Consider the following 20,774-nt stretch of genomic DNA (forward strand, 5'->3'; position numbering starts at 1 on the left):
ACTTCCTTTCTATAAAATTGTATTCCATACAATTATAGCATTGAGTGTATTGTTTGTCTGGTTTATGATAGCGCAAAGGGAGGAATTCAGATGGACATTATTTCTTATGAGAGGGTTATTCAACAATTGTCGTTTTCCGAAGCAATTCAAGTGATGAAACGTTGCTTTGCAGAGTTGCAAAAAGGAAAAATTTCGCAAAGTGAGCGCCATGTAGAGGTTTTACCAGATGGGGAAAATCAGAATCTTTTTGCATTAATGCCTGCTTACTTAGGAAAAAATCGCTTTTTTGGAGCAAAAATCATTACAGCTTTTCCAGAAAATCCACAAAAAAATTTGGCCTCGCATCTTGGTCAAATTTTATTGTTTGATAGTTCTACTGGAAGACCAGTCGCGATGATGGACGCCAATGCGATTACGTGGCTTCGCACGGCAGCTGTTTCTGCTTTGGCAACCGATTATTTAGCAGCTCCAAAGGCAAAAAGTATCGCTTTGATTGGTGCAGGTCAACAAGCTTCATCTCATCTCGCAGCGCTACAAAGCGTTCGGGCGATTGAAAAGGTTTTTATATATGACCGCACAGCAGAACGCGCACGAAAATTAATCGCTAAGCAACAGCACAATTACCCCGAATGTACCTTTATTGGTTGTTCTTCTGTCCAAGAAGCCGTCCAGGAAGCGGAAATTATCTGTACACTAACTTCCAGTCAGGACGCATTTTTAGAAGAAAAAGACGTTTTGCCGAATGCCCATATCAATGCGATTGGCACATTCACGCCGACTTCCAGAGAATTAACAAGCGACCTTGTTAAAAACAGTCAAGTGTTTGTAGATGAGTACGCGGCTGCATTAAAAGAAAGCGGGGATCTTTTAATTCCGATTTCAGAAGGTGCCTTTTCAGCTGAAAAAATTGTAGGTTCTCTCGGCGAATTAGTGACTGGCAAAGTTAAACTAAAGGCGGAGCAGAAAGGCCGCACGATTTTTGATGCGGTTGGCTTAGCAGTTGAGGATTTGTGTTGCGCGGAATACATTTATCAAAAAATACAAGGAGAGAATTAAAATGAGTTATCCCTATTATATTGTCGATGCTTTTGCGGAGGAAGTTTTTAAAGGCAATCCCGCCGCTGTTTATGTTTTGGAAAAGTGGTTGCCAGAAGCGGTGATGCAAAACATTGCGATTGAAAATAATTTGTCAGAGACTGCTTTTACAGTCAAAGAGGGAAAAAGTTACGCCCTGCGCTGGTTTACGCCGGAACGAGAAATCGATCTCTGTGGACATGCTACATTAGCGACGGCTTTTGTGTTATTTAACTATTATTCCGTTGCGGAAGAAACGCTTCATTTTACTAGTCAAAGTGGACCGCTCGCAGTGACCAAAAAAGAGGAATACTATTATCTAGATTTTCCTTATATCCTACCGGAAAGGATTCCAATTTTGCCAGAGTATGAAGTCGCTTTAGGCGCGAAAATTTATGAAGCTTATTTAGGCCGCGATTTATTTTTTGTCTTAAAAAACGAAGAGACAGTGGCAAAAATCACACCAGATTTTTCTGCATTAAAAGCATTGAATTTAGGAGTAGGAGTCATTGTAACGGCACCAGGAGACTCGGTGGATTTTGTTTCACGAACTTTTTTCCCGAAACTAAGAATTAACGAAGATCCAGTTTGTGGTTCTGCGCACGCCAATTTAATTCCTTATTGGGGAAAACGGCTCAATCAAACGACCCTTTCGGCCTATCAAGTGTCCCCAAGAGGCGGCTTTTTAACTTGTGAAGTGAAAGAAGATCGAGTCATTATTGGTGGTACTGCTAAACTATTTGCAAAAGGGGAAGCGTACTTGCCTGTATAAAAGTACACCGACCGCTAGCAATTCATCGTTAGCGGTCGGTGTACTTTTTAAATAGAATAGTTGCGAGAAACAAAGGGGACTTCTTCACCATTTTCGAGCTGATTTAGATACAAAGCTAACATGAAAAAGTAACCTGAGAGTAAGTTGACTACATCATACAGCTGCGGATCAATTTTTTTACCACCATAGTCCATGCGATAAAGTAAACGAACAATATCTTTGGCTTTGGCTCTTAAAATGTGTGCATAAGAGGAACAGATTGTGCCCATCGGTAAAACAAAAGGACGATTTTCTTCGTATGTCAGTTCATTCATAGCATTGACACGTTCCAAAAGCCAGGCTATTTCTTCCTCTGTGACTGTTAATTTTGTTCGAGTCGTTGGATTGACATGGTAGATTAACTCGCAAATTTTGGCTAGTTCTTCTGTTAGTGCAGGCTGTTCAGGGACGTCTAATTGTTGCACATATCCTCGTAGAAGACCTGTCATCGAGGCTAATTCATCAGTCATTAATTCAAAATCACATCGTAAATCTTCTGGTTTAGAAGATAGATACGGGTACGCTTCATACGGACTGCGGTACATTTTTTCCATTCAATTTCCCTACTTTCTAAAAATAAAAAGCCCTCAAAAAGAATGCACGAAAGCCAATCTTTTTGAGCGCCGTTGCTCGACTGTTCACAGTACACCATTGTACTTGCTAAGGTAATCATAGCCAAGAGTGAAGGGAGAGTCAAGGGGGGAATGAATATGAGATAACTTTATTGATTTATTTTTTGCTTAATATAATCAATCACATCTTTCTTTTGTTCTTTAGCCTCTGATATATATTCCTTTAGTTCTTTATCCGTAATTGTTGAACTGTTAATTCCTTGTTCATACAATTGTCGTCTAGTTTTTGAAACATCATCTGTTGGATTCAATTCTCTATTCTTTAAATTCTCGGTTGTTTCAATTGTTATAGATGATGTAGAAGTTGGTGTTGTGTCCGGATTACTACTATCTTTTTTAGAAGACTGGGTAGTTTGCTGCTTAGTTGATACTTCAGTAGAAGAAGCGTCGCTATTTTTTCCCCCAGTATTATTACTACATGCCGTTAAAAATAAGGCTAACAATAGTACAATAAGTTTTTTTTTCATTATATCCTCCTATAAAATAACGAAACATGGTCGGCCTTCTGTCCAATCAATTGGATCATTTGACGGAGTATTCCAAAGTGCTTGTGTTGACACCCAACCTGAGTAAAACTGGCGGCCGTATGGATCATAGGTTAAAGTGTAACCATTTTTGTACTCATGAACGACAATAGCATGTCCAATCCCAACATTTTGATATAAAATAACAGGATATCCTTCAGAAAGATAGGCGTTCAATGTAGCTACATCATTAATAACTTTGATCGAACGGCCATATGATTGAGCTGTTATCACTAAATCAGTTGCAGAAGCGCCAAAGTATCTTTGATTTAACCCGCCATAAGATGCCATTCTTGTTGCAACACTGACAGGATTTACATTATAACCGTAAGAGCCTCTTAAAATCATAGATAAACTTGTTGGAACACATCCTGCTGCGCCAATGGTATAGTTTCCGATATAAGTATTAATCCATTGTGGGTCACGTTGAGAATAATAATAAGGTTTTTTCTTTAATCTTTCTGCACGTAATCTGTTTGCTATCTCTGCTGGTGTGCGAGCTTCATCGCCAACTAAAAAAGCTTTTCCAGATCCTTTAGGAGCCGTTTCACCCTTTCTAACTATTTTGATTTGAATAGCTTCCAACCGTTTAGATGCAGATTGACTTCCAGCTGGGGCGCCATTAGCTGCCCAATTTAACCAACCTTTATCTTGGATATGGACACGGTAATAGACATCATAATATCTTGAAACATCACCGGACAGTTTAATTTTAATGGCTTCTAATTGTAAATTTTTTCCAGTTGTGCCAGATAATGCCCCATTGGCTTTATAATCTTGCCATCCGATATTTTGGATGTGCGTAGAGTATTCTATGTTTCCAGCTAGAGCAGCATCACTCAGGTTGATTTTGATTGCTTCCAGTTGTAAATTTTTCCCACTTGTACCAGCTATTTCGCCATTCTTGACAACCCCTTGCCAACCAATATTTTGCACGTGTGTTTGATAATTGACAGTTGGTTTGATTTCATCTGGACGTTTTGCTTCATTTCCAATTAAAAAGGCTTTTCCATTTCCTTCAGGTGCCGCTTCGCCCTTCTTCACTAATTTAATTTGAATGGATTCTAATCTTTTAGCGGCGCTTTGACTACCTGCGGACTCACTGTTTTTTGCCCAATTCAACCAACCTTTATCTTCTATATGCACACGATAATAAACATCATATGCGTTAGCTATTTCTCCAGTTAAGCGAATTTGAATCGCTTCGAGCCGCAAAGACTTTCCGCTTGTACCAGACAATTGATTATCTTTCACATATCCTTGCCACCCAATTTCTTGGACATGTGTTCTATATTCTACAGATCCAGCCAAATCTGAATTTGAAATATTCATTTTAATTCCTTCAAGACGTAAAGAGCGTCTGCTAGTCCCAGAAATTTCCCCGTTTTTGACAACCCCTTGCCATCCGATGTCTTGGATATGTGTCTGATAATTAATATCAGGAACTTTTTCTTCTGCTTTTGCCGGTGCTATAGGTGTGTCCTCATTACTTTGTGATGTTTCCAAAGTAGTTTCAGTATCGTCGCTACTATTTTCTGTATCATTAACAGTTGTTACTTCTGATGTAGAAACTTCAGTGGTGGAATCGGAGGTTGAGGAAGTGGAAGTTGTTTCTGTTTCCTCTTGAGAATTTATGATGCTTGGATTCATTTCTTCAGTGACACCGCTACTCATTTGTTGCTCCGTTAGAGATGTTTCTGAAGCCACCGTTTCTTCAGTAGTTCCCTTAGAGCGTTCTAAAGCGTAAGCAGAAATAGGGGTAACGAGAAATCCCGACAACAAAACCGCTAACATAGAACTAGTTATAACACTTTTTTTCATTAATTTACTCCTTCATAGCTTATTTATTATTTATAGTATACGACAACGTCAAAGGCCAAACAAGAACGTCTTGTTTTTATAAGAACAATAGTGAAAAAGTGTCTATAAAATGACTGAAAAAATTACCAGAAGTAAACCAATCAATAAACTGACAAGACCAGAAAGGTTGACCTAATCGTTGTTGGGTAGAAGAAGGCTGGTCGGTAACTGTGAGCAAACTTGAGAAAAAGTTCATTTTTTTCACGAGTATTAAATACGCAACAATAAGCAAAAGAATACCCGAAAAAAGGTACGAAAGGGGCTCAGAAATAAATTTTTGGGCACGAAGTAAAAAAATTCCTATGAAGAGGACAACAAAACCATACTTAAGAAAAGTTGCTTTTGACATGTTGAAATCGCTTCCTTTTAATTGATGAATTTTATTAATAGCCACTATTCTTATGATTAAATTATAGGACTTTGAGGGCGGTGGAGCAAAGGAAAAATGGAGAATGGTGGGAGGAAAGTGTGATAATACAAAAGAAAACCCGCTAGAAACACCTATAAAATAGGTTTTCTAGCGGGTTGATTGTTATTCCCACTCCACAGTTGCAGGTGGTTTTGAAGTAATATCGTACACGATACGGTTTACATGTGCGACTTCGTTCACGATGCGCACAGAGATTTTTTGTAAAACATCCCAAGGGATACGGGCAAAGTCAGCGGTCATGCCGTCGATAGAAGTCACAGCACGGATACCGACTGTGTAATCGTAGGTACGGCCATCGCCCATAACGCCTACTGAGCGGATGCCAGGTAAGACAGTAAAGTACTGCCAAATGTCACGATCTAAGCCAGCTGCTGCGATTTCTTCACGTAGGATAGCATCTGAATCACGAACGATTTGTAATTTATCTTCTGTAATTTCACCAAGCACACGAATACCTAATCCTGGTCCTGGGAATGGTTGGCGCCAAACGATTGCATCAGGCATGCCAAGTTCAGTTCCTAAGGCACGAACTTCGTCTTTGAATAATGTATTTAAAGGTTCAATTAATTCAAATTGCATGTCTTCAGGAAGACCACCAACGTTGTGATGTGATTTAATTGTTTGCGCAGTTTCTGTACCAGATTCGATGACGTCTGTGTAAAGAGTTCCTTGTGCTAGGAATGAAACGCCTTCTTCCCCAGCAAGTTTAGTTGCTTCGTCATCAAAAACATACACAAATTCGTTACCGATGATTTTACGTTTTTGTTCAGGGTCAGAAACGCCTGCTAATTTGCTTAAGAAGCGTTCTTTCGCATCTACTTTAATAATGTTTAAGCCAAATTTACCGCCTAAACTTTCCATTACTTGTTCCGCTTCACCTTTACGTAATAATCCATGGTCAACGAAGATACAAGTTAATTGGTCGCCAATGGCTTTTTGTAAAAGCACGCCGACAACACTTGAGTCAACGCCACCTGATAAACCAAGTAAGACTTTTTTATCGCCTACTTGTTCACGGATTTTAGCGACTTCCATATCGATGAAGTTTTCCATGCTCCAGTCACCAGTACAGCCACACACATCAAAAGCAAAGTGACGTAATAAGTCGTTACCATATTCTGAATGACGAACTTCTGGGTGAAATTGTACGCCGTAGAATTTGCGGTTGGCATCTTCGATAGAAGCGATTGGACAATCATTGCTTGTCCCAACTTTTTCGAATCCAGGAGCGATTTCTGTTACTAAATCACCGTGGCTCATCCAAACGGTTTGTTTCGCAGGTGTTCCTTGGAATAAGGTCGCATCACCAAGGATTTCTAATTCTGCTTTTCCGTATTCACGGTTTGCGGCAGGTTCTACTTTTCCGCCTAAGTTATGAGTCATTAATTGCATACCGTAGCAGATGCCAAGAATGGGAATTCCTAACTCATAAATTTCTGGATCAATGCTAAAAGCATCTTTGTCATACACGCTGTTTGGTCCACCTGAGAAGATGATTCCTTTAGGCGCGATTTTGCGAATTTCTTCTGCCGTAGTTCGGTGGCTTAATAACTCAGAGAATACGCCAAATTCACGAATACGACGAGTAATCAATTGGTTAAACTGACTACCAAAGTCTAAAACAATAATTTTTTCGACAGATGTCAAATCGGCAACGTTAGTCACGTCTATTACCCCTTATCCATTTAAATTTATCTAAAGAAAAGGCGGTTAAAAAGTGGTCAGCACCAAGAATTAAGAAAGGATTTTCAAAAATTGTTTTACGATTTTTAGAAAATTTTGGCTTAATTCCGCAGGGGCTACTTTTAAACAGCCGAGAATCAGGCGGTTAAAAAGTGGTTCACTTTTGTTCCGTACTCTTCTTTGTCTAGCTATACTTATTAAAACATTTTACTCCTTGAAAGTCATGCATTCTGCTGAAAATTTTCAAGGATATTTCTACAAAAGATACAGGATATTTCTTAGCTCGTCAACCCTTAATATTTACGTAGATAGATTTGGTCAATCAAATGATTTTCCGTTTTATGCAAAATAATGTCCGCACGTCCGCGCGTTGGCAAGATATATTCCTCCAAGTTCGGTAAGTTCACGGTTTTCCAAACATTCCGTGCCATGGCGAAAGCATCTTCTCGTTTGCCAATTGCATATTGGTAATAATAATTATTAGGATCTAAGAAAGCCGTATCTAATAAGGCCCCAAAACGTTCTAAGTACCATTTTTCAATTAAGGCTGGATCGGCATCCACAAAAATAGAAAAATCAAAAAAATCACTCACATAAATTTGTTGATTGGCGGGTAACTGTAAGGTGTTAATGCCTTCAACAATCAAAATATCTGGTTGTTGAATCAACTCATATTCGCCTTCGATAACATCGTAGACACTGTGAGAATAGACGGGTGCTTTAATTTCGTCTTTGCCGCTTTTGACTTCGTTTAAGAAATTAATTAGCTTCTCCATGTCATAACTTTCAGGAAACCCTTTTCGGTCCATAATTCCTTGTTCTTCTAACACTTTATTGGGATACAAAAATCCATCCGTTGTAATGAGTTGAACGTTTCTTCGTTTAAACGTTCGGGCCAGAATTCTTTGCAAAAGACGAGCGGTGGTGCTTTTGCCAACGGCGACACTGCCGGCAATTCCAATGATGAATGGTGGTACAGAGACATATTCATGTAGGAATAATCCTTTGCTAAGTGTTAGCGATTCAAATTCTTTCATGTACAAATGAATAAGATGCGTTAAGGGTACATAAATTTCTTGTACATCTTTTAGTGAAATTTGGTCGTTCACACTTTTAATGTTATCCAATTCTGCTTCGGTTAACGGTGCTTTGCCGTCATGATAAAACCCATGCCATTCTTCTCTGGAAATTGGGTAGTAATTCATTTTATCGTCCATTGTTCCTCCACCAAACCCTGTTCAATCTTTGTACATTTTACCATAATTTCACAAGGGAAACACAGGATTTTACAAAAGAATTCCCTTCTTCGCCAATTTATGATGAAAATGGTATCATGAAAAGAGAAAACTGTTAGAAAAGAGGGGAAAAGCCATGAGAAAAATTGTATTATTTGGTGATAGCATTACTGCTGGTTATTTAGACGAAGCCGTCTCACCTGTTCTTGTTGACTTAGTGAAACGGGATATTGTTGCGATGGGTCTAGAAGAAGTGGCTGTTATTAATGCTGGAATGCCTGGCGATACAACAGAGGATGGTTTAAAACGATTAAATAAAGAAGTACTAATTGAGAAACCTGATGAAGTGGTGATTTTCTTTGGCGCCAATGATGCATCACTGGATCGAAATATAACAGTAGCCACGTTTAGAGAAAACCTTGAAACAATGATTCACGAAATTGGTTCAGAAAAGGTGATTTTAATTACGCCACCATATGCGGATAGTGGCAGACGTCCAGAACGTCCACAGACGCGTATCAAGGAATTGGTCAAGGTTGCACAAGAAGTCGGAGCGGCACATAACTTGCCAGTTATTGATTTGTATAAAGCGATGACTGTTTATCCTGGAACGGATGAATTTTTACAAGCGGATGGTTTGCATTTTTCACAAGTGGGCTATGAATTATTAGGTGCCTTGATTGTTCGAGAAATAAAAGGTAGACTAAAACCAAAACAAGCATAGATAGGAAGAACAAAATGGCGAATCATTATTATACAGAAAATCCAGAATTAGCACATGATTTAGAAAGCTGGTCTTTTCCATTACGTGGTCGGACCTTTCAGTTTACGACCGATAGCGGGGTCTTCTCAAGAGGAACAGTGGATTATGGTTCTCGTGTGTTGATTGATGCCTTTGAATGGGAAAATTTACCAGCAGGCCGTTTGTTAGATGTTGGTTGTGGCTATGGACCAATTGGGTTGTCCTTAGCAGCGGCGACTGGTCGACTGGTGGAAATGGTGGATGTCAACCAACGGGCAGTTGGGCTAGCTCAAATGAACGCCCAACGTAACCAAATTACTACTGTGGATATTCATTCTTCCAATGTGTATGAAACCTTAAACGAAACGACCTACGCGGCGATTGTTAGCAACCCGCCCATTCGTGCAGGCAAAAAAGTTGTCCATGGCATTTTAACAGGGGCTTTTCCGTTGTTGAAAGTTGGTGGCACACTAACGGTAGTTATTCAAAAGAAACAAGGTGCACCTAGTGCAGAAAAGAAAATGGCTGAAGTATTTGGCAATGTTGAAATTGTGACAAAAGACAAAGGCTATTATATTTTACGAAGTGTTAAAGAAGCAGAGTAAAAAAGAACCTCCACTTTAGTGGAGGTTCTTTTTTAGAATAGATACGCTTGATCAATTTTTTGGTTCAACAGTTTTTTTTCGTCTGGCGATAAAAAAGCACCTGCAAGCGCATTTTTAGTGAGTTGCTTCATTTCGTCATAACTTAATTGATACCAAGTGGCCAATTTCATGAATTCTTTCGTTAACGTAGTATCTGAAACAGTGCGATTATCGGTATTGATGCAGACGGCTAAGCCAGCCTCTATAAATTGTTGAAAAGGGTATTCAGCCAATGTTTTGACGGTGCCTGTTTGGAAGTTGCTAGTTGGACACATTTCTAAAAGAACCTTTTTTTCTTTTAAGAGCGCCAAATATTCGGGTGTATCTTTCAAAGCAATACCGTGGCCAATCCGAGTAGCACCTAAAGTGACAGCATCAGCGACATTTTTGCCACAGCCGCATTCCCCAGCGTGGAGTGTTAATGGAATTGACAATTGGTTGGCTAAAGCTAATACGTCTTCAAATGTATATGGAGGAAAATCGACTTCATTGCCAGCTAAATCAAAGCCGACAACGCCTGTTTCTCTGAAATCATGCGCTAAGTGAACGATTTTTTCTATGGCTTGTTGTTGGTCATGTCGCATGCCGCATAACAGTGCATTGCTTTTTACACCAAAATCTTCTTCGCCTTGTTTTAAGCCAGTTAAAACAGCAGTCACGATTTCAGGTAACCGTAAGCCTTTTTCTGTATGTTGGGAAGGCGCAAAACGCACCTCTATGTAAGCCACGCCATCTTCTGCAGCTTGGCTAATCACGTCATACGCCGCTGCTTGCAAAGCTTCGGCCGTTTGTAGACAGGTGAGCACGAAGTCAAACCGAGTTAAATAATCATTCAAATCGGTGCATTTTTCAGGGGCAACCACTAACTCTTTCAAGGCTTGTTCGTCTTGGGGTAATGGAATGTTTTGTTTTTCAGCAATGGTGCGTAAAGTGGTTGGTCGAATCGACCCATCTAAGTGACAGTGCAGCTCGATTTTTGGTAATTGACGGACACGGGATTCTTCCATGAAAAAAATAGCCTCCATTTTCTTTTGTTTTTTAATCTTTTTAGTCTATTTCTTTTGTCTTTTTTTTGTTAAAATGTAAAAGATTCGATAAGTATTTTGAAGACTGTAACACGTCTACAAATGTCTGTCAATGCAAAAGGAGACGTTGGGAGGGGCGCGATGAAACTAACGATTAAAGAAATTGCTGATATGGCTGGTGTTTCTGTCACAACCGTCTCACAAATTCTGAATAATAAAGGGAGTCGTTTCAGTGAAAAAACCCGCAACAAGGTGTTGGCGGTAGTCGCTGAAAATCATTACAAACCAGATTACTTTGCTTCGAATGTAATCAACCGTCATTCCAAAACCATTGGTATGATTGTGCCAGATGTGACGGATTTCTTTTTCTCAAAAGTGATTGAAGGTGTAGAAACATATTTAAATTCGTTAGGCTACATGATTTTGTTATGCAATTCAAAGCATGATTCCGAGCAAGCGATGCAATATGTTAGCGAGTTGATTCATCGGTCGGTGGATGGCATTATTTTTGCCACGCCGAATGTTTTGCCAGAAAATCATATTTTAAAAGACCGACGAGAACATCCGATTCCTGTCATTCTTGTCGATCGTGGGATTAATCCACGAGATAGTGGACGATTAATCGTTAAAGAGTACGAAGGTGCTTATCAAGCGGTCCATCATTTGATTCAACAAGGGCATCAGCATATTGGCATGTTGCGTGAAAGTGCCGGCTATTATCGTTTAACGGAACGAGTGACGGCGTATCAGCATGCGTTACAGGACAACAATTTACCTTTTCGTCCGCATTATGTTTGTGCTGGGGAATTGAACTTGCATGGCGGCTATGCTGCGGCGAAAGAAGTTTTGAAAAATGAAGAAATCACAGCAATTTTTTGTGGCAATGATGAAATGGCGATGGGAGCTTATCAAGCCATTGAAGAAGCGGGCAAGAAAATTCCTGACGATATTTCGGTGGTTGGTTTTGATGGCTTGGAAATTTCCGAATATTTGGTGCCGAGTTTAACAACCGTCTATCAGCCGAGTTTTGATATTGGCTATTATGCAGCAAAATTTTTGGTGGAAGCTATTGCAGATCCAACAGGGAAAGTTCCAAATAAAGTTTTTGATGCGACGTTTATTGCTAGAAAAAGCACAAAACCGATTTAAAAAACAGCTTAGAAATAGAACGTTCGTGTTGTTTGCGTTTTCACAAGAAAAAAATAATAGTAAACTGGTTTACTAAATGGTTTAAAGCTGAACGATTTTGTTGTATAATACATTATCGGGAAATCGGAGGGAACGAATTCATGAGAATGGTAGACATTATTGAAAAGAAACGTGACGGGCATCAACTAACAAGCGAAGAAATTCAATTTATTATCAACGGATACACAGATGGTTCAATTCCAGATTATCAAGTAAGTGCCTTTTTAATGGCTGTTTTTTACCAAGATATGACAGACGAAGAAATTACACAAATGACGTTAGCGATGGTCCATTCAGGCGAAATTGTGGATCTTTCTTCTATAGAAGGAATCAAAGTCGACAAGCATTCTACAGGTGGCGTAGGCGACACTACGACGCTTATTTTAGCGCCGTTAGTTGCTAGTGTCGGGGTCAATGTAGCAAAAATGTCTGGTCGTGGCTTAGGCTACACGGGCGGTACGTTGGATAAATTAGAAGCGATTCCTGGTTTTAAAGTTGAATTGACAGAAGAACGTTTTATTCAATTGGTGAACGATACAAAAGTGGCAGTGATTGGTCAGTCAGGTGACCTAGCACCAGCAGACAAAAAACTTTATGCGTTACGTGATGTGACCGCCACTGTTGACTCAATTCCATTAATTGCAAGTTCCATTATGAGTAAAAAAATTGCCGCAGGGGCAGATGCGATTGTCTTAGACGTGACTACTGGTGAAGGGGCCTTTATGAAAGACCTAGCAAGTGCTCGTCGATTAGCGGAAACAATGGTTCGCATTGGGAAACTGGCAAATCGCCAAACGATGGCAGTAATTTCAGACATGTCACAACCTTTAGGGGAGGCTATCGGAAATAGTTTAGAAATCGTTGAAGCAATCGAGACCTTGCAAGGAAATGGGCCAGAAGATTTAGTGGAGATGTGCTATGTCTTAGGAAGTCAGATGGTCGTTTTAGCTAAAAAAGCCGAGACGTTAGACGAAGCACGGGCTTTATTAGAAGAAGCATTAACAAGCGGTCGAGCGCTCGCAAAATTTAAAGAAATGATTGAAAATCAAGGCGGCGACAGTTCCGTTGTTGACCAGCCAGAAAAATTATTAACCGCAACTTATCAATTTGATTTACCTGCCAAAGAAACAGGCGTGGTACAAAAAATCGTTGCCAATGAAATTGGCGTTGCCGCAATGTTGCTGGGCGCTGGTCGGGCTACGAAAGAAGATACGATTGATTTTGCAGTTGGCTTGAAACTTCACAAAAAAGTAGGGAGCCCAGTTGAAAAAGGCGAATCATTACTAACCATTTATGCCAATCGTGAAGACGTGACAGAAGTCGAACAATTGCTTTATAAAAACATTGAAATTGGACCAACCGGCGAAGAGCCTATTTTGATTCACGATATTATTACGGAATAAAACAAAAAGAAAAGAGGAATTCTCATCATGGAATTAAACCGCATGATTGACCACACTATTTTGAAACCAGAAGCGACAGAAGCCGCTGTCCAAAAAATTATTGACGAAGCTAAGGAGTACAACTTTTTCTCTGTATGTATCAATCCTTGTTGGGTCGCTTTTGCTAGCGAGCAATTAGCAGATACCGACGTCGCTGTGTGTACCGTTATTGGCTTTCCCTTGGGGGCAAATACACCAGAAGTTAAAGCATACGAAGCAGCTGATGCGATTAAAAATGGTGCGAATGAAGTGGATATGGTGATTAATATTGGTGCATTAAAATCACAACAATACGATTACGTACGTCAAGACATTCAAGGCGTAGTAGATGCAGCCAAAGGAAAAGCGTTAGTCAAAGTGATTATTGAAACAGCATTATTAACAGACGAAGAAAAAGTTAAAGCTTGTGAATTAGCCAAAGAAGCAGGTGCCGATTTCGTTAAAACATCTACTGGCTTCTCAACAGGCGGCGCTAAAGTAGCAGACATTCGTTTAATGCGTGAGACAGTTGGTCCTGACATGGGCGTTAAGGCTTCTGGTGGCGTGCATAATGCAGAAGAAGCGTTAGCAATGATTGAAGCTGGGGCAACACGCATCGGTGCAAGTACGGGTGTAGCAATTGTTTCTGGCGCAACTGGCGAAGGGTATTAATTCGTATTTCAAATTAATCGAAGGTGTGGCGAAAAAGATGACAGTAAAACAAGAATGGCTTGATTGTGCCGTAGAAGCATTGGCGCACGCCTATGTACCGTATTCTAACTTTCCTGTGGGCGCTTGCTTAGTGACTGCAGACGGGAAAATGTATCAAGGAGTCAACATTGAAAATGCCTCCTTTGGTTTAACAAATTGTGCAGAAAGAACGGCGATTTTTAAAGCCATTTCAGAAGATGAACGGACCTTCCAACATTTAGTTGTAGCAGGTAATACAGAGGCACCCATTTCTCCATGTGGCGCTTGTCGTCAAGTAATGGCTGAATTCTTTGATCCACAAATGCCGGTCACGCTAGTTGGTAAAGATGGCGCGACTAAAACAATGACAGTTGAGGCATTATTGCCCTATTCATTTACAGATAAAGATTTTTAAAAAAAGGACATAAGGTTTCGTTGGGCTCAAAGTAGATTTCAATAGCATAAATGCGAATGAAATAATAGATAAAATAGTAGGGGGCTTTTCGGAAAGTGAAACAAGCAAAATTTTTAGGTCTAGGATTGGCAGCAGTTGCCTTAACCATTGGGTTAGCTGCATGTGGTGGCAATAGCAAAAAGAACGCCAACACAAAAGGTGATCCACAACATAGTGTCGTAATGGTCACAGATACAGCCGGCATTGATGACAAATCTTTTAACCAATCTGCGTGGGAAGGAATGCAAGAGTGGGGCAAAGAGCACAAACTTCCAGAAGGACCTCAAGGGTATGCGTATATTCAATCAAATGAAGCATCTGATTATACATCAAACATTGACCAAGCCATTTCAAGTCAATTTAAAACGATTTTTGGCATTGGCTATTTACTAAAAAATGCAGTAGTAGATGCAGCGGACGCCAACCCAGAAACGAATTTCGTTCTAATCGACGATACAGTTAATGGGAAAAACAACGTCGCTTCTGCAACATTTAGAGATAATGAATCTGCGTATTTAGCAGGTGTGGCAGCAGCTAACACTACGAAAACCAACAAAGTAGGATTTATCGGCGGGGTTGAAGGACCTGTTATTGGCCGTTTCCAAGCTGGTTTTGAAAAAGGTGTAGCAGACGCTGGCAAAAAATTAGGCAAAGATATTCAAATTACGTCTACTTATGCAGGGACATTTGCAGACGCTTCAAAAGGACGGGCCTTAGCTTCTTCTATGTATCAAGCAGGTGCCGACATTATTTATCACGCAGCGGCGACTACAGGACAAGGAATCTTCCAAGAAGCCAAAGCGCTAAATGAAACAGGTTCAAAAGATAAAGTTTGGGTGATTGGTGTTGACCGTGACCAAAACGAAGACGGTAAATATACAACCAAAGATGGCAAGGATGATAACTTAACGTTAGCTTCAACCATTAAAGGTGTAAATATTGCTGTGAAAAAAATCTCTGATCTTGCATTAGAAGATAAATTCCCTGGCGGCGAACATTTAACTTATGGATTGAAAGATGGCGGTGTTGATTTAACAACAGAAGCCTTAAGCGATCAAGCCAAAACGGCAGTTAAAGAAGCCAAAGAACAAATCATCTCTGGTGACGTAAAAGTCCCAGACCAACCTTAGAAACAACTTAGTTGTTTAAATACATTAAACTATTTTTAGGAGGCTTTACAGAAATGAAAAAAGCAAAATTATTCGGTTTTAGTTTGATTGCATTAGGTTTATCAGTTTCACTTGCAGCATGTGGTGGTGGCAAAGGCAAAACCGCTGAAAGCGGCGGTGGCAAAGGGGATGCAGCGCATAGTGCTGTAATCATTACAGATACAGGCGGCGTGGATGACAAGTCGTTTAACCAATCTTCTTGGGAAGGATTGCAAGCTTGGGGTAAAGAACATGATTTACCAGAAGGTTCAAAAGGGTATGCATATATTCAATCGAATGATGCAGCTGACTATACAACAAATATTGACCAAGCGGTATCAAGTAAATTCAACACAATCTTTGGTATTGGCTACTTGCTAAAAGATGCAATTTCTTCTGCAGCAGATGCCAACCCTGATACAAACTTTGTTTTAATCGATGATCAAATCGATGGCAAAAAGAATGTCGTTTCTGCAACATTTAGAGATAATGAAGCAGCTTACTTAGCCGGTGTTGCTGCTGCAAACGAAACAAAGACGAACAAAGTCGGTTTTGTTGGTGGTGAAGAAGGGGTCGTAATTGACCGTTTCCAAGCTGGTTTTGAAAAAGGTGTGGCTGATGCTGCGAAAGAATTAGGTAAAGAAATTACTGTTGATACAAAATATGCGGCTTCATTTGCTGATCCTGCCAAAGGGAAAGCTTTAGCTGCTGCAATGTACCAAAATGGCGTTGATATCATCTTCCACGCTTCTGGTGCGACTGGACAAGGGGTCTTCCAAGAAGCAAAAGACTTGAATGAATCAGGTTCTGGCGACAAAGTTTGGGTAATCGGTGTTGACCGCGATCAAGATGCTGATGGCAAGTACAAAACAAAAGACGGCAAAGAAGACAACTTCACGTTAACTTCAACGCTTAAAGGTGTCGGCACAGCGGTTCAAGATATTGCCAACCGTGCGTTAGAAGACAAATTCCCTGGTGGCGAACATTTAGTTTATGGATTAAAAGATGGTGGCGTTGACTTAACAGACGGCTATTTAAACGACAAAACAAAAGAAGCTGTTAAAACAGCAAAAGATAAAGTAATCTCAGGTGACGTAAAAGTCCCAGAAAAACCAGAATAATTTAAGCTCCTAAATGAAAAAAGAAGGGCTCATTATTGTTCCTTCTAAAAATAAAGTGGTCCTTGGCAGCGACGGCTGCCAAGGGAACCCTTTATGATGTTTGGATTTTTAACTAAATAGTTGAGGTTCTTCAACTACTTAGTTAAGGGTCAAAATTACCCTCTAAAGTATTGCCAATATAATTTTGTTAGGAAGTGAATAGACCTTGTCTCAAGAAGAAAACGTAATTGAGATGCGTAAAATCACCAAAGAATTTGGGACGTTCAAAGCCAACGACCAAATTGATTTACAAGTAAAACCTGGTGAAATCCACGCACTGCTAGGTGAAAATGGTGCAGGCAAGTCGACCTTGATGAATATCTTATCAGGGCTATTGGAACCGACCTCAGGTGAGATTTATATGAATGGCGAAAAAGTCAACATTACAAGTCCTACTGCAGCCAATCGTTTAGGAATCGGAATGGTCCATCAGCATTTTATGTTAGTTGAAGCCTTTACTGTGACTGAAAATATTATCTTAGGTAGTGAACCTACTCATGGCGGTATTTTAGACCGGAAAAAAGCGAAAAAAGAGATTGAAGAAGTGTCTAAGCAATACGGGTTGGATGTAAATCCCAATGCCTATATTCGCGATATTTCTGTGGGTATGCAACAACGGGTTGAAATTTTAAAGACCTTATATCGTGGTGCGAACGTTTTAATTTTTGACGAACCAACCGCAGTATTAACGCCACAAGAAATTGATGAATTAATGATTATTTTGAAAGAACTAACCGATGAAGGCAAATCGATCATTTTAATTACACATAAGTTAGATGAAATTAAAAAAGTGGCGGACCGTTGTACGGTTATTCGCCGGGGGCAAAGTATTGGCACCGTCAATGTGAAAGACGTTTCTTCGCAACAGTTAGCCGATATGATGGTGGGTCGTTCTGTTTCCTTCAAAACAGAGAAAAAACCAGCGCAACCGAAAGAAACAATTTTATCAATTAAAGATTTAGTAGTGAAAGAAAGCCGCGGCTTAGATGCAGTGAAAAATCTTAGCTTAGATGTCCGAGCAGGGGAAGTTGTTGGAATTGCGGGGATTGATGGCAATGGACAAACAGAATTAATCCAAGCCTTAGCAGGATTAACCAAAGTCGAAAACGGGTCCATTCATTTGAATGAAAAAGAGATTACTAATCGCAAACCTCGGGAAATTACGGAAATGGGTGTCGCCCACGTTCCTGAAGACCGACATAAATATGGCTTGGTATTAGAGATGACATTGGCTGAAAATATTGGCCTACAAACGTATTACCAAAAACCATACAGTTCAACAGGTATTTTAAACTATCGAATGATTAACAAACACGCCCGTGAATTAATTGAAGAATATGATGTACGGACTCCTAATGAACTAGTACCAGCTCGGGCGCTTTCAGGTGGGAATCAGCAAAAAGCAATTATTGCCCGAGAAGTGGACCGCGATCCAGATTTGTTGATTGTTTCTCAACCAACACGCGGTTTAGATGTCGGAGCTATTGAATACATTCATCGTCGACTAATTGAACAAAGAGATAAAAATAAAGCTGTTTTATTAGTAAGTTTTGAATTAGATGAAATTTTGAACGTTTCTGATCGTATCGCTGTTATTCATGCGGGGGAAATTGTCGGAATTGTTGATCCGAAAGAAACGACAGAAAATGAATTGGGCTTGTTAATGGCTGGCTACTCATTGGAAGAAGCCCGTGCTGAGTTATCAAAAGTAGAGGCAGGTGAAACTGTTGAATAATCGTTCTGAAAAAATAAGAAATATTTTAGTCCCTGTGTTATCTGTTATTATGGGTTTCCTCTTAGGGGCAATTATTATGGTTATCTTTGGCTATGACCCAGTGGCTGGGTATCAAGCGATGTTTGAAACAGCTTTCCAAGGAAAGAAAAGTATTGGTGAGATTTTTGTCACCGCAGCACCGTTGATTTTTACCGCTTTAGGATTCTCGGTGGCAAATTCGGCTGGATTCTTTAATATCGGGCTTTCAGGACAAGCCTTATGTGGTTGGGTGGCTAGTATTTGGGTCGCTTTATCCATGCCTGATGCACCCCGGATGATTGCGTTGCCGGTGGCGATTATTGTTGGCGCGGTTGCAGGAGCTTTAGCAGCAGCCATTCCAGGTTTCTTGCGTGCCTATTTTGGGACGAGTGAAGTTATTGTTACGATTATGTTGAATTATATTTTATTATACACAGGAAATCATATTGCTAATAATGTCATGAAACCAAGTATTATGGCGAACAAAGGGATCACCAAAATGATTGGTGCGAATGCATCATTACGCTCACCGTTTTTAACAAATATCAGTGATGGCTCTCGTTTGAACATCGGCATTTTCTTGGCCTTCATTTTCCTTATTCTTGTGTGGTTCTTGATGAAAAAAACAACGCTTGGTTTTGAAATTCGGTCGGTGGGGTTAAACCCATTTGCTTCTGAATATGCTGGAATGAGCAGCAAGCGAACGATTATTTTATCCATGATGATTTCAGGAACGCTGGCTGGTTTAGGTGGTGCGGTCCAAGGATTGGGGACTTTCCAAAACTTCTTTATTCAAAACACATCGTTGAGCATTGGGTTCGATGGTATGGCCGTGTCTCTATTAGGAGCAGGTAGCTCAATCGGGATTTTACTTTCCGCATTACTGTTTGGAATGTTAAAACTTGGTGGACAAGGAATGCCGTTGATAGCTGGTGTACCAACCGAATTAGTTGATGTTGTTATTGCAGCAATTATTTTCTTTGTGGGAATTAGTTATTTAATTCGTTTCTTGTTAGCAAAAGCGTCTGGTAGTAAAAAAGAAGTAGCGATTGTAGAAACAATTGAAGTGGCGCCAGACAAAAACAATCAAGAGGGGGGAGACATCTAATGGATTTAGCAACAATTTCCTCAATCATCACGCAAACATTAGTGTATGCAACTCCGCTCATCTTGACAGCATTAGGCGGAACGTTCTCAGAACGAAGTGGTGTGGTTAACGTTGGTTTGGAAGGTATTATGGTAATGGGCGCTTTCAGTTCGGTCGTTTTTAACTTGACGTTTGCTGATACATTTGGCGCGGCGACACCATGGATTGCTTGTTTAGTAGGAGGCGTTGTCGGGATTGTCTTTTCTCTCTTACATGCCGTTGCAACTATTAACTTACGAGCAGATCATATTATCAGTGGTACTGTCATTAACTTGATGGCACCGGCGCTAGGGGTTTTCCTAGTAAAAGTTATTTATCAAAAAGGACAAACAGATATGATTACACAATCATTTGGCTATTTTTCTTTCCCAGGATTGTCAAAAATTCCAGTGATTGGTGAACTATTCTTTGCAAAAACCTCTTTACCAGCTTTCGTAGCAATTTTGATTGCGATTTTAGCTTGGTTTGTCATTTATAAAACACGTTTTGGCTTACGGTTACGTTCTGTGGGGGAACATCCACAAGCGGCAGATACATTGGGAATTAATGTCTACTTAATGCGTTATTCTGGCGTCTTGTTATCCGGCTTCTTAGGCGGTATGGGCGGAGCTGTCTTTGCTCAAAGTATTGCGGGTCGTTTCGGGATTACCACAATTGCAGGACAAGGGTTTATTTCAATGGCCGCAATGATCTTTGGTAAATGGAATCCACTTGGGGCAATGGGCGCAGCCTTATTCTTTGGTTTTGCACAAAACTTAAGTATTGCTGGGGAAAACTTACCAATTATTTCAGAAATTCCAAAAGTTTATCTACAAGCAGCACCATACGTATTGACCATTTTAGTCCTAGTTGTGTTCTTCGGAAAATCATCGGGACCAAAAGCGAACGGGAAAAATTACGTCAAAACGAAATAAGAAAAGAAATGGGCCCTCCGTCAAAGCGACGGGGGGCCATTTCTTTTTTTAGGATAATCAGTTGAACACAGCGACATTAGGTACTGCTTCACTGCAAAAAAGCGAGTTGATAAAGGTAACTTTTCTTTTTTCTTTTGGCTGTTTTTTACAATTCGAAGGAAGTGTCGAAATTTTGAAAAAAACCAACAGGTCTAGCAGCTTTTTTTCAAAAATCGTTGGTTTTTCTGCTATACTTTTGT

At 40.0% G+C, this 20,774-nt stretch carries 19 protein-coding genes and 1 pseudogene; 13 read left to right on the forward strand and 7 right to left on the reverse strand.

The features are described from left to right. Positions 1-90 precede the first annotated feature (90 nt). Together IGL42_RS00505 and IGL42_RS00510 are read left to right on the forward strand one after the other, a co-directional pair. Complete coding sequence (locus IGL42_RS00505) at positions 91-1,056, forward strand: ornithine cyclodeaminase family protein (RefSeq protein WP_002359267.1); 966 nt, start codon at positions 91-93, stop codon at positions 1,054-1,056. Between the two features lies 1 nt (position 1,057). Continuing rightward, positions 1,058-1,846 (forward strand): PhzF family phenazine biosynthesis protein, encoded by a 789-nt coding sequence (locus IGL42_RS00510; protein ID WP_104842626.1) that lies wholly within the window; start codon positions 1,058-1,060, stop codon positions 1,844-1,846. Between the two features lie 47 nt (positions 1,847-1,893). Here the strand turns inward: IGL42_RS00510 and IGL42_RS00515 are convergent, their stop codons facing one another. The 6 genes and pseudogenes from IGL42_RS00515 to coaA form a co-directional block, all read right to left on the reverse strand. Continuing rightward, entirely contained in the window at positions 1,894-2,439 is a 546-nt protein-coding gene (locus tag IGL42_RS00515; RefSeq protein WP_002385445.1) for an ATP:cob(I)alamin adenosyltransferase, read from the reverse strand. Positions 2,440-2,606: 167 nt separating this feature from the next. Continuing rightward, the gene (locus IGL42_RS00520; RefSeq protein ID WP_002379241.1) at positions 2,607-2,984 is read right to left on the reverse strand and encodes a hypothetical protein; all 378 of its coding nucleotides are present in this window, start codon (positions 2,982-2,984) and stop codon (positions 2,607-2,609) included. 9 nt (positions 2,985-2,993) lie between these two features. Then, positions 2,994-4,862: a C39 family peptidase gene (locus IGL42_RS00525; protein ID WP_010710975.1), complete on the reverse strand. Its 1,869-nt coding sequence runs from the start codon at positions 4,860-4,862 to the stop codon at positions 2,994-2,996. Between the two features lie 102 nt (positions 4,863-4,964). After that, positions 4,965-5,295, reverse strand: a pseudogene (locus IGL42_RS00530) (hypothetical protein). Between the two features lie 138 nt (positions 5,296-5,433). Then, positions 5,434-6,996 (reverse strand): glutamine-hydrolyzing GMP synthase, encoded by a 1,563-nt coding sequence (gene guaA, locus IGL42_RS00535; protein WP_002356158.1) that lies wholly within the window; start codon positions 6,994-6,996, stop codon positions 5,434-5,436. A 311-nt stretch (positions 6,997-7,307) separates the two neighbouring features. Then, positions 7,308-8,231 (reverse strand): type I pantothenate kinase, encoded by a 924-nt coding sequence (gene coaA, locus IGL42_RS00540; RefSeq protein ID WP_002356160.1) that lies wholly within the window; start codon positions 8,229-8,231, stop codon positions 7,308-7,310. 154 nt (positions 8,232-8,385) lie between these two features. On the opposite strand from coaA, the gene IGL42_RS00545 reads away from it, so the two are divergent. Continuing rightward, a complete protein-coding gene (locus IGL42_RS00545; protein WP_002388735.1) occupies positions 8,386-8,973 on the forward strand; it encodes an SGNH/GDSL hydrolase family protein in 588 nt (195 codons plus the stop codon). Between the two features lie 14 nt (positions 8,974-8,987). Next, the gene (locus IGL42_RS00550; RefSeq protein ID WP_002356162.1) at positions 8,988-9,596 is read left to right on the forward strand and encodes a class I SAM-dependent methyltransferase; all 609 of its coding nucleotides are present in this window, start codon (positions 8,988-8,990) and stop codon (positions 9,594-9,596) included. 32 nt (positions 9,597-9,628) lie between these two features. Here IGL42_RS00550 and add read toward each other — a convergent pair whose 3' ends face one another. Further along, the gene (gene add, locus IGL42_RS00555; protein ID WP_002356163.1) at positions 9,629-10,660 is read right to left on the reverse strand and encodes an adenosine deaminase; all 1,032 of its coding nucleotides are present in this window, start codon (positions 10,658-10,660) and stop codon (positions 9,629-9,631) included. A gap of 141 nt (positions 10,661-10,801) precedes the next feature. On the opposite strand from add, the gene IGL42_RS00560 reads away from it, so the two are divergent. The 9 genes from IGL42_RS00560 to IGL42_RS00600 all read left to right on the forward strand — a co-directional run bounded on the left by IGL42_RS00560 (position 10,802) and on the right by IGL42_RS00600 (position 20,535). Continuing rightward, positions 10,802-11,809, forward strand: a complete 1,008-nt coding sequence (locus IGL42_RS00560; RefSeq protein ID WP_002356164.1) for a substrate-binding domain-containing protein — start codon at positions 10,802-10,804, stop codon at positions 11,807-11,809. A gap of 140 nt (positions 11,810-11,949) precedes the next feature. Beyond that, positions 11,950-13,251 carry a pyrimidine-nucleoside phosphorylase gene (locus IGL42_RS00565; RefSeq protein ID WP_002356165.1) on the forward strand — a complete coding sequence of 434 codons (1,302 nt, stop codon included), beginning with the start codon at positions 11,950-11,952 and terminating at the stop codon, positions 13,249-13,251. Between the two features lie 27 nt (positions 13,252-13,278). After that, positions 13,279-13,941 carry a deoxyribose-phosphate aldolase gene (deoC, locus tag IGL42_RS00570; RefSeq protein WP_002356166.1) on the forward strand — a complete coding sequence of 221 codons (663 nt, stop codon included), beginning with the start codon at positions 13,279-13,281 and terminating at the stop codon, positions 13,939-13,941. Next, a complete protein-coding gene (locus IGL42_RS00575) occupies positions 13,910-14,374 on the forward strand; it encodes a cytidine deaminase (protein WP_002385433.1) in 465 nt (154 codons plus the stop codon). Before deoC ends, IGL42_RS00575 begins: the two co-directional genes overlap by 32 nt. A 95-nt stretch (positions 14,375-14,469) precedes the next feature. After that, positions 14,470-15,543, forward strand: a complete 1,074-nt coding sequence (locus IGL42_RS00580) for a BMP family lipoprotein (RefSeq protein ID WP_002356168.1) — start codon at positions 14,470-14,472, stop codon at positions 15,541-15,543. Between the two features lie 53 nt (positions 15,544-15,596). After that, positions 15,597-16,682, forward strand: coding sequence for a BMP family lipoprotein (locus IGL42_RS00585; protein ID WP_002356169.1), 1,086 nt, complete (start codon positions 15,597-15,599; stop codon positions 16,680-16,682). Positions 16,683-16,887: 205 nt separating this feature from the next. Continuing rightward, a complete protein-coding gene (locus IGL42_RS00590; RefSeq protein ID WP_002381361.1) occupies positions 16,888-18,456 on the forward strand; it encodes an ABC transporter ATP-binding protein in 1,569 nt (522 codons plus the stop codon). After that, a complete protein-coding gene (locus IGL42_RS00595) occupies positions 18,449-19,582 on the forward strand; it encodes an ABC transporter permease (RefSeq protein WP_185776363.1) in 1,134 nt (377 codons plus the stop codon). The genes IGL42_RS00590 and IGL42_RS00595 overlap by 8 nt, the downstream gene beginning before the upstream one ends. Next, a complete protein-coding gene (locus tag IGL42_RS00600) occupies positions 19,582-20,535 on the forward strand; it encodes an ABC transporter permease (protein ID WP_002356172.1) in 954 nt (317 codons plus the stop codon). Before IGL42_RS00595 ends, IGL42_RS00600 begins: the two co-directional genes overlap by 1 nt. Positions 20,536-20,774 lie beyond the last annotated feature (239 nt).

The sequence above is a fragment of the Enterococcus sp. DIV0712 genome, assembly GCF_050554855.1.
GTDB lineage: Bacteria > Bacillota > Bacilli > Lactobacillales > Enterococcaceae > Enterococcus > Enterococcus faecalis.

Bases quoted from the DNA above. Each gene is read 5' to 3' on its own strand.
- IGL42_RS00505 (WP_002359267.1), top strand. From the start codon at position 91: ATGGACATTATTTCTTATGAGAGGGTTATTCAACAATTGTCGTTTTCC.
- coaA (WP_002356160.1), bottom strand. From the start codon at position 8,231: ATGGACGATAAAATGAATTACTACCCAATTTCCAGAGAAGAATGGCAT.
- IGL42_RS00520 (WP_002379241.1), bottom strand. From the start codon at position 2,984: ATGAAAAAAAAACTTATTGTACTATTGTTAGCCTTATTTTTAACGGCA.
- IGL42_RS00545 (WP_002388735.1), top strand. From the start codon at position 8,386: ATGAGAAAAATTGTATTATTTGGTGATAGCATTACTGCTGGTTATTTA.
- IGL42_RS00565 (WP_002356165.1), top strand. From the start codon at position 11,950: ATGAGAATGGTAGACATTATTGAAAAGAAACGTGACGGGCATCAACTA.
- IGL42_RS00585 (WP_002356169.1), top strand. From the start codon at position 15,597: ATGAAAAAAGCAAAATTATTCGGTTTTAGTTTGATTGCATTAGGTTTA.
- IGL42_RS00515 (WP_002385445.1), bottom strand. From the start codon at position 2,439: ATGGAAAAAATGTACCGCAGTCCGTATGAAGCGTACCCGTATCTATCT.
- IGL42_RS00600 (WP_002356172.1), top strand. From the start codon at position 19,582: ATGGATTTAGCAACAATTTCCTCAATCATCACGCAAACATTAGTGTAT.
- IGL42_RS00525 (WP_010710975.1), bottom strand. From the start codon at position 4,862: ATGAAAAAAAGTGTTATAACTAGTTCTATGTTAGCGGTTTTGTTGTCG.
- IGL42_RS00560 (WP_002356164.1), top strand. From the start codon at position 10,802: ATGAAACTAACGATTAAAGAAATTGCTGATATGGCTGGTGTTTCTGTC.
- add (WP_002356163.1), bottom strand. From the start codon at position 10,660: ATGGAGGCTATTTTTTTCATGGAAGAATCCCGTGTCCGTCAATTACCA.
- IGL42_RS00510 (WP_104842626.1), top strand. From the start codon at position 1,058: ATGAGTTATCCCTATTATATTGTCGATGCTTTTGCGGAGGAAGTTTTT.
- IGL42_RS00550 (WP_002356162.1), top strand. From the start codon at position 8,988: ATGGCGAATCATTATTATACAGAAAATCCAGAATTAGCACATGATTTA.
- deoC (WP_002356166.1), top strand. From the start codon at position 13,279: ATGGAATTAAACCGCATGATTGACCACACTATTTTGAAACCAGAAGCG.